This window comes from Pseudoalteromonas sp. SaAl2 (assembly GCF_052947895.1).
The window spans coordinates 2,216,827-2,229,379 of sequence record NZ_CM129605.1 but is presented as its reverse complement, the minus strand read 5'-3'; the positions used below and the strand labels follow the sequence as shown (position 1 = coordinate 2,229,379).

At 40.4% G+C, this 12,553-nt stretch carries 5 protein-coding genes and 4 pseudogenes; 6 read left to right on the top strand and 3 right to left on the bottom strand.

Translation table 11 applies throughout. From position 1 onward, the window contains the following. Positions 1–150: 150 nt before the first annotated feature. Entirely contained in the window at positions 151–1,461 is a 1,311-nt protein-coding gene (gene fadI / locus ACU8V8_RS10675; RefSeq protein WP_087531774.1) for an acetyl-CoA C-acyltransferase FadI, read from the top strand. Then, positions 1,461–3,731: a fatty acid oxidation complex subunit alpha FadJ gene (gene fadJ, locus ACU8V8_RS10670; RefSeq protein ID WP_446887457.1), complete on the top strand. Its 2,271-nt coding sequence runs from the start codon at positions 1,461–1,463 to the stop codon at positions 3,729–3,731. Before fadI ends, fadJ begins: the two co-directional genes overlap by 1 nt. Positions 3,732–3,917: 186 nt before the next feature. Here the strand turns inward: fadJ and ACU8V8_RS10665 are convergent, their stop codons facing one another. Continuing rightward, complete coding sequence (locus ACU8V8_RS10665) at positions 3,918–4,304, bottom strand: MmcQ/YjbR family DNA-binding protein (protein ID WP_446887456.1); 387 nt, start codon at positions 4,302–4,304, stop codon at positions 3,918–3,920. 193 nt (positions 4,305–4,497) lie between these two features. Here ACU8V8_RS10665 and efpL point away from each other — a divergent pair. Continuing rightward, positions 4,498–5,071 (top strand): annotated as a pseudogene (efpL, locus tag ACU8V8_RS10660) (elongation factor P-like protein EfpL). Positions 5,072–5,423: 352 nt separating this feature from the next. Here the strand turns inward: efpL and ACU8V8_RS10655 are convergent. Beyond that, positions 5,424–7,558, bottom strand: a pseudogene (locus ACU8V8_RS10655) (putative bifunctional diguanylate cyclase/phosphodiesterase). 157 nt (positions 7,559–7,715) lie between these two features. Then, a pseudogene (locus ACU8V8_RS10650) lies at positions 7,716–10,438 on the bottom strand (insulinase family protein). Positions 10,439–10,614: 176 nt separating this feature from the next. Here ACU8V8_RS10650 and sixA point away from each other — a divergent pair. From sixA to ACU8V8_RS10635, 3 genes and pseudogenes are all read left to right on the top strand, one after another. Then, a pseudogene (sixA, locus tag ACU8V8_RS10645) lies at positions 10,615–11,092 on the top strand (phosphohistidine phosphatase SixA). Positions 11,093–11,173: 81 nt separating this feature from the next. Continuing rightward, positions 11,174–11,524: a RidA family protein gene (locus ACU8V8_RS10640; protein ID WP_446887455.1), complete on the top strand. Its 351-nt coding sequence runs from the start codon at positions 11,174–11,176 to the stop codon at positions 11,522–11,524. A gap of 73 nt (positions 11,525–11,597) precedes the next feature. Beyond that, the gene (locus tag ACU8V8_RS10635; RefSeq protein ID WP_446887454.1) at positions 11,598–12,335 is read left to right on the top strand and encodes an SDR family oxidoreductase; all 738 of its coding nucleotides are present in this window, start codon (positions 11,598–11,600) and stop codon (positions 12,333–12,335) included. Positions 12,336–12,553: the final 218 nt, after the last annotated feature.

Sequence of the window (12,553 nt, the reverse complement as noted above, 5' to 3'; positions counted from 1 at the left end):
TAAAGAACCGATAATTTTGTAAATAGTTAAAAAAAAGCCTATTGTTGGTAACTAATTACACTATTTTCAATTTCGCTATTGGCTTTAGTACACGGGTTGTTTAGAATCGAGGAAAACAAACAGGTCAGACCTGTCAGCGGGAGAGCATAAATGTCTGAGCAAAACATACTTAAAACAGCAAAAGGCGATCGTATCGCCATCGTTAGTGGTTTACGTACACCGTTCGCAAAACAAGCAACTGCATTCCATCATGTACCAGCCCTTGATATGGGTAAACTAGTGGTTAATGAAATGCTAGAGCGCTTAAATTTTGATAAGTCAGAAATTGATCAATTGGTATTTGGCCAAGTGGTACAAATGCCTGAAGCGCCAAATATTGCTCGCGAAATTGTGTTAGGCACAGGTATGCCGGTATCGGTTGATGCTTATTCAGTGTCTCGCGCATGCGCGACTAGCTTTCAGGCCATTGCGAATGTTGCTGAGTCAATAATGGCCGGCTCTGTCCAAGTAGGTGTTGCCGGTGGCGCAGATTCTTCTTCAGTGTTACCTATCGGTGTAAGCAAGAAACTGGCGGGTAGCTTGGTTGACTTAAACAAAGCGCGTACTTTTAGCCAGCGTTTAAAAATATTTTCAAAACTGCGCTTAAAAGATTTAATGCCAGTACCGCCTGCAGTAGCCGAGTATTCAACGGGCTTGTCTATGGGTCAAACAGCTGAGCAAATGGCGAAGACGCATAACATTAGCCGCGCAGATCAAGATGCGTTAGCACATCGTTCACACTCGCTTGCCAGTCAATCATGGGCTGATGGCAAATTAGCTGAAGAAGTAATGACAGCGCATTTACCACCTTATAAGAGCTTTATCGAACAAGATAACAATATTCGCCATAACTCAACCGTTGAAGGTTATGCAAAATTAAAACCTGCATTTGACCGTCAACATGGTTCAGTTACCGCTGCAAACTCAACGCCATTAACCGATGGTGCGGCAGCTGTACTGATGATGAGTGAAAGTAGAGCAAAAGCATTGGGCTATAACATTTTAGGTTATGTGCGCAGCTTTGCCTTTTCAGCAATCGGTGTGCATGAAGACATGCTAATGGGACCAGCCCATTCCACACCTATCGCCCTTGATAGAGCGGGCATTACTCTAGCTGACCTTGATTTAATTGAAATGCATGAAGCATTTGCAGCGCAAACACTTGCTAACATGAAAATGTTTGCCTCAGATAAGTTTGCCCAAGAAAAACTTGGCCGTAGTAAGGCCATTGGTGAAATTAACATGGATAAGTTTAACGTGATGGGCGGATCGCTTGCATATGGGCACCCATTTGCAGCAACTGGCGCACGACTTATCACTCAAAGTTTACACGAACTTAACCGCCGTGGCGGTGGTTTAGCCTTGACTACCGCCTGTGCGGCTGGTGGTTTAGGTGCAGCCTTTGTATTGGAGAGTGCGTAATGACAGATTCAGTATTTAGTTTAGAAATTGAAGACGGTTTAGCCGTTGTAACTATTGATGTGCCGGGTGAGAAAATGAACACCCTGCGCGATACCTTTGCCGATGATTTAAAAGCACTGCTTGATAATGCAAAACAACAAGCTGTACAAGGTATGGTATTTATTAGCGGTAAAAGCGATAACTTTATCGCTGGTGCTGATGTCAAAATGCTTGATAACGTTGAAAAACGCGAAGATGCACTAGCAATCAGCGAGCTGTGCCACCGTGCGTTTTTTGATATGAAAAAGCTACCATTCCCAACGGTCAGCGCTATTCATGGTGCGGCTCTCGGTGGTGGTTTAGAATTTGCGCTAGCGTGCGATTACCGTGTGTGTTCAAACAGCGATATTACTAAGTTAGGCCTGCCGGAAGTACAACTTGGTTTATTACCTGGTGGCGGTGGCACACAACGTTTACCAAAATTAGTTGGCCTACAAAAAGCCCTAGAGTGGATGCTAACAGGTAAGCAAGTTCGTGCTAAACAAGCTAAAAAAGCGGGTTTAGTTGATGACTGCGTACCGCACACTGTTTTACTACGTGTAGCGAAAGAGTTTGCCTTAAAAGGTAAAGCAAAAGCGCCGAAACCAAAGCTTGACCGTATTAGTCAATTGCTTGAGTCAAACCCATTTGGCCGCAATATCATCTTTAAAAAAGCCCAAGAAAACGTATTGAAGAAAACCGGTGGTCATTACCCCGCACCATTGGCAATCATTAAAGCGGTGCGTGCAAGTGTTGAGCTTGATGAATTAAAAGCCTACAAAACAGAAGCCGAGGGTTTTGCAACCTTGGTAATGAGTGATGAATCAAAATCACTGCGTGGGATATTCTTTGCTACTACTGAGATGAAAAAAGAGTGGCGCAACGATGATGCCCCAGCCATTGAAAAAGCAGCCGTATTAGGCGGTGGTTTGATGGGCGCAGGTATTACACATGTTAGCGCAGTTAAAGCAGGTGTTCCTGTTCGTATTAAAGATGTAGCAGAGCAGGGTATTAGTAATGCCATGAATTACAGCTACAAAATTTTAGATAAAAAGCAAAAGCGGCGTATTTTATCTAAAGCTGATTTACAGCAAACCATGAGTAAAATAACCGGCACGACTAATTACAGTGGCTTTAAGCACATTGATATTGTTATTGAAGCGGTATTTGAAGATTTAAGCCTTAAGCAAGGTATGGTTGCAGATGTAGAACGTGAGTGCCAAGACAACACTATTTTTGCGAGTAATACGTCATCGTTACCTATTTCGCAAATAGCGGCACAAGCAGCTCGTCCTGAAAATGTAATTGGCTTGCATTATTTTTCACCAGTTGAAAAAATGCCATTGGTTGAGATTATTCCACATGAAGGTACGTCTCAAGAAACCATTGCTCGAGTGGTAAATTTTGCCCGTAAGCAGGGTAAAACACCGATTGTTGTTAAAGACATGGCAGGGTTTTACGTAAACCGTATTTTAGCGCCTTATGTCAATGAAGCGGCTAACTTACTTCTTGCAGGTGAGCCAATTGATAAAATTGATGCGGCACTTGTTGAATTTGGTTTTCCTGTTGGACCGTTGGCATTATTAGATGAAGTAGGTATCGACATAGGCTCTAAAATAGCCCCAATTCTTGAAAAAGAACTCGGTGAGCGCTTTAAAGCCCCTGATGCATTTAGTCGTTTAATTGACGCAAAACGCTTAGGCCGTAAAACAGGTCGTGGTTTTTATATCTATGATAAAAAAGCCAAAAAAGTGGATGAGTCAATCTACGAGTTACTAGGAGTAAGCCCATCACCACGTTTAAATAAAAGCGAAATTGCTAAGCGTTGTGTAGCTCAAATGCTAAACGAAGCAGTGCGTTGTTTAGATGATGGCATTATTGCAAGCCCACGTGACGGCGACATTGGTGCGATATTTGGTATTGGCTTCCCACCATTTTTGGGCGGCCCATTCAGTTATATGGATAAACTTGGCGCAAGTAAAGTGAGCTCAGAAATGGCGACCTTTGCTAACTACAACCCTGTATTTACCCCTTGTGATACCTTGGTCGATATGGCAGATAAAGGCGCGAGTTTTTACCAAGTTGAGCCTGTCGCTACAACAGACAACAAACCTCAAGCTGAAAAACAACCAAACGTTGTTGAAGAGTTGCCTGTTGAAGCTGCTGCGGATGAGGTTATTATTACGCAAGCTACGGAGTCTGACAGTGATGATGAAAACACCGATGAACAACAAGACGATAAAAAGTCTTAAGGTTTAAACCTGATAAAAGCGCACCCTTGAGGTGCGTTTTTTTATGCCTACATAAAATCACTAACGCATAAAATCACATTGCATATAGACTATTTGATGCACAGTAGAGGTGTGTATTTAAGGTATACTGAGAAAACTTGTGGGGAAAGTATTGCACTAAGCGAGGTGCCCAGTGCAATAGATGCATCACATGTGAATCTCGATCGCTTTGCGATCTTTTTCAGGCATGTTTGCTACAACTAAATTAAATGAATTATCAATCATGCGCTCAATTTCGCCTTGAGGGATAGAGCCATCAAGAATAACAGTATTCCATAACCGTTTATTCATATGATAGCCAGGTATCACTGAAGGAAAAAGATCCCGTAAAGCTTGTGCTTCATCAGGGTCACATTTTAAGTTCATCCACCAAATTAGGTTGCCATCTTCATCTGTTTCACCTTCATTACCGACCGATAATGTAGCAAACATTTTATGATTTACTTTATATACATCAACTTCTTGGCCAAAAGGTTTGGTAACCATAACCAGAGGTTTAGTTGTTAAATACTCATGTGCTGTGTGTTGATCCATGATCCAGTCCTTGAAGTCATTTACGGTATCTTAACCATAGCAGCTTTTTTCGTAGTTTAGTCATGAAAAAACGTCCAATAGGTATAATTTATTAGAATTATCAATCATAACGCTATTTGCTGGGATTTTCTTGTTGCAGAAAAATAACTTCATGGTATGTTTCTGATGATTAATAAATTATAGGAATACACTAATGCCTAAGGCAAGTGAAGTTAAAAAAGGTAATGCCATTGAGTTCAATAATCGCGTTTTAGTGGTTAAAGATATTGTTCGATCTGTGCCACAAGGCCGCGCTGGTGGTAGTTTATACCGTATGCGTCTGTATGATGTAGTAACGGGTGCTAAAGTTGATGAAACGTTTAAAGACAGTGATATGTTAAAGCTTGCTGACTTAATTCGCCGTGAGTCAATGTTTTCTTATATCGATGGCGATGAATATGTGTTCATGGATAATGAAGATTACACGCCATATAACCTAAATAAAGACGCTATCAGCGAAGAGATTTTATTTGTTAATGAAGAAACACAAGGCGTACACGTTATTGTGATTGATGGCGCACCTGTGGGCTTAGACTTACCATCAAGTGTTGAGCTGGTAGTTGAAGAAACAGATCCATCTATTAAAGGGGCATCAGCCAGCGCACGCTTCTAAACCAGCACGTTTATCAACTGGTTTAACTATTCAAGTGCCTGAACATATTTCAACGGGTGACCGCATTCGTATTAATACTGCAGAGCAAAAGTTTATGGGCCGTGCTGAAAAGTAATAATTTAGCTCATTAGATAGTCATTAAGAGCCGATGCATTATCGGCTTTTTTGTATCTATTATGAATGACACGAATACCCATTATTCATATATTAGAGTTTAAACAACGGTGAACATAAGTTACACTGCGCGCTTTATTTTTAACCAATTTTATAAGGTCTCTTTTGTATTTTTTGATTAGCGCAATTTGTATCGCAATTATGTATTTGGATGTAATCAAAAAAGGCATGCCGGTTAAACGCTGGGTTATGCTAGCAGGCTTGCTAGGGCCCATAGCATGGTGTTTATTTAACTTACATTACCGTAGAGCTTTATTACGGGGTGTTGGGGTCAATGCGTGCATTTGGCGCCCTTAGGCTTGATGAATTAAACTCGGCGCTGATTCATTAAGTTGTTTTTGCAAAAATGCGGTAAATTCTGTTTTTGATAAAGGCTTAGAGTAATAATAACCTTGCATGGTCTCGCAATTAAGTTGCTCTAAAATTGCTATTTGCTGCGCTTCTTCAACACCTTCTGCAACAACATGTAAATCTAGGTTGTGGGCAATGGTGACAATCGAATCGACCATATTGCGGCCACGTTCGTTTTCCATATCATCAATAAATGCTTTATCAACTTTTAATGTATTAAGTGGGAATTGTTTTAAGTACGCAAGTGATGAATAGCCGGTGCCAAAGTCATCCATAGCTAAGTGAATACCACGAGCACTGAGTGAGCGCATAATCGATATAGCGTCTTGTGGGTCATCCATTACAGTACCTTCAGTGATCTCAAGCTCTAAAAAGTAAGACGGTAGTGCATTTTTTTGTAAAATCACGTCAATACGCGTAGTTAAATCTGGCAAGCTAAATTGCTTTGCTGACAAATTTACCGCTACTCGGCCGTTAAATAAACCAGCATCGAGCCACTCTTTCACATCTCGGCAGGCTTTGTTTAATACCACTTCACCTATTTCGATGATTTGACCTGTTTCTTCAGCAATAGGAATAAACACGCCTGGGCTAATAATGCCTTTTTTTCGGTGTAATAAAGCGAACCAAAGCTTCCATACCGGTGAACTTGCCAGTTCGAATGTTCATTTTTGGTTGGTAATACACCTCAAAATGATCTTCTTTTAAACCAAATCGCATTAAGTTTTCGATTTGTAAGCGTTTAACGGCCTGGCGATTCATTGTATCGTTGAAAAATAAGTAACTATTGCCTTTCTTTTTTGCGTGATACATAGCTGTGTCGGCATTTTTAAGCAACAGCTCTGGCGTATTACCGTCTTCAGGGAATAGCACAATACCTAAACTAGAAGTGATCACCAATTCATGTCCCGCCATTTTAAATGGCGTCGCGATAGCGGCTAAAAACTGTTTTGCCATTCGAGTGATGGTGTGGATATCGTTTGTACCAGACATTACAAGAGCAAACTCATCACCACCTAAGCGGTAAAATACGTCTTTCTCACGGGTGAGCTTATTTAGCCGCATGGCTAATTTTGCTAATAAACTATCGCCGAGTTGATGGCCCAGTGAGTCGTTGATTTTTTTGAAGTTATCTAAATCAAAAACTAATAGCGCATGGTGGTTATCTTGCTTTGCCAATTTTTTTTAGATCAGTAAAAAACAAGTTACGATTAGGCAAGCCAGTAGTTCTATCTCGGTTGGATAAATTATGTAATTGCGACTCGGCTTTCTTACGCTCTGTTAAATCTGAAAATACCACCACATAATTACAGATTTGATTGTACTCATTTTTTATTTCGTCGATAGAAATTTCAATAGGTAATACTTTGCGGTCACTATTACGTAGTTTCACTTCTTGTTGCCAATGCTCCGTGCGACGCACGGTATTTTTTATCTCTTCTATGTAGCTATCTTCATAGCCCTGCAAGGTGAAAGGCTTATTAAGGTAGTTTTCACGGTTGCCGCCAAATTGACTTAAAAAACTTGGATTTAAATCAACCAGATTAAAGTTTTTGTCGTAAATAGCCAAAGCATCAGTAAGTGATTCAACACACTTTGCAAATAGGTTTAGGCGGGCTTCAGTTGATTTTAATAAGGTAATATCACGGACAGTACCGGTCATTCGTAATGGGTTTAAACTGGCATCTTTCTCGATAATTTTGCCGCGATCAAGTACCCAACGCCAACGGTCGAAACTATCTTTAATACGATAACTAGCTTCAAAGAAAGCGGTTTGTTCGGCAAAATGTTGTTTGAGTAAAAGCTCAACACTGGATATGTCATTAGGGTGGATCAGCGACTTGTTAGGGGGGAAGTCTGTTTGGGTGTTTCGATCCATCATGTATTTGTCGTTTATACGCAATACTTCACCGGATCCGATATTCCAATCCCACAAGGTATCGCCACTGCCTTCAACAGTGCTTTTTAAACGGTGCTCTGATACACGTAACTGTTTACGTGAGCGGCGCAGTCTGTGAATGGTAAATAACAGATACGGTAAAACCAGCGCAATAAATGCGCTGGGTATATAAACCATTAAGGTTTGGTTATCTACTAACTGCTCGCTATAAGCAAGTGGGTTAAAACTGAGTAGTAAAAATACAAATACAGTTAGTTTTATTGTTATTTTTTTTATTATCATTGTGCACTTCATTAATCTTCACTAGATAATCTAATAGAAGCGTCAGGTTGTGTCAAAGAGAATGCGAGTAAACAGCTTGTTTTGTTTGTTTCTTTAATTTTGCAACGCTCAATAGCTCATATCTTGCTCTATCATCATTGAAGGTGTCGAGTATATAACGTTTCATTTGTGACAGCGTTAGTTCTTTTAATGCGTTTAAAAGCTTTTTCTGCATGTGAAACTCATGGTCTTGATTACCAATAGCAAGCCACAACCTTTGTGAACGTAAACGTAAGTTTTTATCTTTTTCGGCTATATGGGTTTTAAGACCATGTTTTTGTATTTGCCACTGTTGCTCATCAATGGTATTTAGGTTACCAACGAAATTAGCTAAAAATTCATTATGGCGTTCTAGCAATGTTGTTGCGCTATAATTTGGTGACTGGACATAAAAAGCGATGCCTGCGCGAGTATTAAAGGGGGCATACCCAGCTCCTACTAAGTAACCTAGTTGTTGCTTGGTGCGTAGCTCATTAAAGTAATCATGGTTAATTAAATGATTTAACGCCATCATTTTGATTTTTTCGCTAACGTTGCTGGTTAACGCTTGGTAGTAAATTACCATGGCATTATCACTGCAATTTAACTCAAGCTGGGCACGGGTAATTTTATCAATTTCGTACAATGGGCGTTGTAAATCAGCAATTGTTGCAGATTTGGCTAAATGATTGGCGACCTCTTTTTGAAACTCTATTGCATCACTTTCTCGCCAGTTCCCGTGTAAGAAAGACTCAACATGTAGCGCTTTAAAAAACTCTCTTCGAAAGCAGTTAAACTGATGGAAACTGGTGTCTTTTAACGCCGTTGCGAGTTCTTCAGGTTCAGGGTTCCATGGCATGACTTTCGCGCCAAGCACACTAAACAACTCGCCAACAGGTTTATTTTGGTTGCTATTTCGCCAATGGCGCACCAACTGCTTTTTTATATTCAGCGAAGCGTTTGGCACAGATATCAACATTAAACAGCGCATCTAGTAGCTCATCTACAAGCTCCAATTGACTTGATGATAAACCCGCTGTATGCAGTGTTAGTCCGCCCTGGTGCGAGGTTAAATGGTAGCTTAAACCTGCTAATTCAGCTGGGTAAAATTGTTCGGCTACGCTATCCATAAATAAATCAGCAAATAGCCGTGTTAGTGCCATGTGTTTAATATCTTTAACCGCGTAGTCAGAGTCCATTGCTAAATAAAAGTGTCCTTTAGCGACCCGAAAAGTGTTGTCTTGTTTGAACCAGAAATCAAAACCGGGTTCTTTTACTAGTAACGTGGGTTTAGTTTGCGGTTGTTCTACATCAAATAAAGCCACCTCTTTAGTTAAATAGGGGTTTGCAGTTGGTAATAACATTTCAGGTAGTGGCGTGTTTATTTCGCTAAGCGCCTCAAGCCAACAGCTAGATAACCCTTCGACGCGGTAAGGTGTATGATACCACTGAGTTTTATGCTCAGGTTCAACATCGGGATGAATGAGCACCAAACGCATATTGTTCGGCACTAACCATTGCATGGCTATTTCGTGGGCATGCTGGTTAAACCCCTCCATCAAATAGTCACCTTGGACATAGTTGGCTTCGTCGTAATGCTGCATATTGACACTTAAATTACTCACCCAATCTATAAGCCGTGCTTTTTCTTGGTTATCAAACGCTATTTTTAATAGGTTTTTCTTATCTTGATAAAGTCGTGGTAGTTTGTCGGTATTTTGATTAATTAAGCAAATGTATTCAAACACCATTTCAACAATGTCTTCATAATACTCTATGCCTTCATCAGTCAGCGCCATGCTGATATTAAAATCTTTAAAGTTACTGCCATTTATTCCACCACCAGCGGAGAGAGCGTTGATCCAGCCTTGCTCTTTTAAAATGGAGTATAAAGAGCCTTGCCCCTCATAGCCTAACAGGTGTGCAATAAAGCTGACGGTTTTATGGCGATAAAACTCATCGATATTAGGCATAGCAAAGCTAACAATGAGCTTCTGCATATGTTTATGAGGCTCAATATGTAACACTTTACATAAATCTTGCTCGCGGTAGAGCTGTGCTTCAATCGCAGGCTTTTTAATATTACAACCTTTGATACCGTTAAACAGCGCTTTTACCCACTGTTGCATGGTAGCCACTTCTTCGTTTGCGCAAACAACCAATGTCATCCATTGAGCTTGATAATGAGTGTCAAAAAAAAGCTCTTAATTCATCACTTATGCAGAGTTCACGATCAGCTAAAGTTTGTAAGTTACCAACAGAAAATTTAGCAAAAGGGTGGGCTGGATTAACAGTTTCTTTGTGCGCTTGATATATACGACGTCCATCATCTTTTATTTTTAATTTAAATTCAGCTTCAATGGCATTACGTTCTTTTTCTGTTTCAGCGGGGTTCAAAAGTGGCGCGATAAAAAAGCGACTAAATTGTGTTAATGCATGTTCAAACTCTTGATTATTAATATCAAAAAAGTAACAGGTGTGCTCGGTCCCGGTCCACGCGTTGGTATTGCCACCTGACTGAGATACAAAGTTGCTAAAGCTATTTGATTCTGGAAATTGGTCTGTACCCAGAAAAAGCATGTGTTCTAAAAAGTGGGCTAAGCCTTGCCGATCAATGGGGTCATCAAAGTGTCCTGCGTTAACTGCCATTGAAGCAGCGGCTTTAGTTGAATCTTTATCTTGCACTATTAACACTTTTAGACCATTGTCCAGTGTTAGGGAGTGGTATGTTCTGTTATCATTACGGCTGATATTCAAATGATGCTCCTGAAACTTACGTTTACTTGTTTACAACACATGATATCTTCAGGACAGTATTTAACTGCGATGCCTTAATACCTGAATATCATAAGCGATAGGTTATATTGCTTTAATATAGCGGACAAACGGGCAAACTGGCTACTGTTTTATATTCTTTAATCGGTTGATTTTTTATGAAAACAATCCTAATTATGCGTCACGGCGAAGCAACACCGATGCAAGCAGACGATGCAAGTAGAAATTTGACCCTAGTTGGCCAACAGCAAGCAGAAAAAATGGGTAAGTGGTTACACACGACCTATACTCCAACAGCGTTATTAGTGAGCCCTTTCACAAGAGCCCAACAAACAGCGCAAGGCGTTAAAAAGAATAACGCATTTTTATTTGAAGAAACCTGTACAGACATTATCCCTGAAGGAAATCCGCAAGTTGCGGCTGACTACCTTGAAACCTTAATCGCATTACACCCTGAGTGTGATACTTGGCTGGTGGTGGCACACATGCCAATTGTTAGCTATTTGGTTGATCAGCTGAGTAATGGCAATATGCCTATATTTAACACGGGGGCTGTTGCGGTGATCAGTTATGATGATACTGAGAAAAAAAAGCCAATATTTGAGTATACACTCACCAGTTAGTGTTGATGTCTAGAAATTATTTCATCTTAGACAGTTAACCTTCTTGGTCTTACTTTGTTAAATTAGCGCCAAATAAATTAACGAGAGAATGAACATGATTATCGAACGTCTTCAAACGGGTGCGCGTATGAGCCGCATAGTTAAACATAACGGCACCGTGTACTTATGCGGTCAAGTGTGTGCAGATGCAGAGCAAGGTATTAAAGAGCAAACCCAAACCATGCTTGATAAGGTAGAAGCACTCTTAGATGAAGCAGGAAGCTCAAAAGAGCATATGCTTAGTGCCACTATTTATGTAAAAAGCATGGACTTCTTTGCTGATATGAATGCGGTGTGGGATGAGTGGGTACCAGCAGGGCACGCACCAGCTCGTGCGTGTGTGGAAGCTAAAATGGCGCGAGATGCATTATTGGTAGAGATATCAGTTGTCGCTGCAATTAAATAATCCCTTTAAGCGGCCTGATAGAAAAGCACAAACTCAATAGGTCGTTTAAAAAACTTAACCCTCAGGATAGACAATGAGCTCAAATCCAGTCGTACTAATAACCGGCGCTAGCCGTGGAATAGGGGCTGCGACTGCCATTCATTTCGCTCGCCATGGTTACGATATCTGTCTTAATTACAAAACAAATGAAGTTGAAGCGAAAAAAGTAGCGCAGCAAATTGAAGGTTGTGGTGTGAAGGTTATTATGTTGCAAGCTGATGTTTCTAGTGAAGTCGATGTAATTACCATGTTTGAAAGTATTGATAATACATTTGGCAAGCTAGATGTACTGATCAACAACGCCGGTATTTTAAAGCCACAAATGACGTTACTTGGTATGGATGCTAAACGCATCAATGAGGTATTGACGACAAATATCACCAGCGTTTTTCTATGTAGTCGTGAAGCGATAAAGCGTATGCCAAATGGCGGTAGTATCGTTAATGTGTCGTCGGGTGCAGCAAAAACAGGATCAGCTAATGAATATATCGACTATGCCGCGTCTAAAGGTGCTGTGGATACACTAACTATCGGTCTAGCTAAAGAGGTTGCGAAGCAAAATATTCGCGTGAATGGCGTGAGACCTGGGCTTATTTATACTGACATGCACCGTGATGGTGGAGAAGCCAATCGAGTAGATAGACTCAAACAAAAGCTTCCTTTAGGACGAGGCGGAGGGCCTGAAGAAGTGGCCGCTGCAATTTACTTTTTAGCGTCTGAGCAAGCCTCTTTTACTACCGGAAGTTTTATTGATGTTGCTGGCGGTTTATGACTAAGAAAAGTGTACTTAAAGCAAAATTATACTCGTTGCTTATATCCCCTATGAATGACCTTAAAGAAAGCAGCTGATAATATAAAACTTACCTATCATGGGCCTTACCTTGTTGTAATAACCGGTTACTTATGCAATGTAATTGTTAATACTTTACTCAGAATAGCTGGCAGTAACTAAGATGTGCCGTTATTATTAAGTGTGAATTTATAAATAAT

What these genes read in the sequence shown, in the direction of transcription:
- fadI (WP_087531774.1), top strand. Translation starts at nt 151, where the DNA reads ATGTCTGAGCAAAACATACTTAAAACAGCAAAAGGCGATCGTATCGCC.
- fadJ (WP_446887457.1), top strand. Translation starts at nt 1,461, where the DNA reads ATGACAGATTCAGTATTTAGTTTAGAAATTGAAGACGGTTTAGCCGTT.
- ACU8V8_RS10665 (WP_446887456.1), bottom strand. Translation starts at nt 4,304, where the DNA reads ATGGATCAACACACAGCACATGAGTATTTAACAACTAAACCTCTGGTT.
- ACU8V8_RS10640 (WP_446887455.1), top strand. Translation starts at nt 11,174, where the DNA reads ATGATTATCGAACGTCTTCAAACGGGTGCGCGTATGAGCCGCATAGTT.
- ACU8V8_RS10635 (WP_446887454.1), top strand. Translation starts at nt 11,598, where the DNA reads ATGAGCTCAAATCCAGTCGTACTAATAACCGGCGCTAGCCGTGGAATA.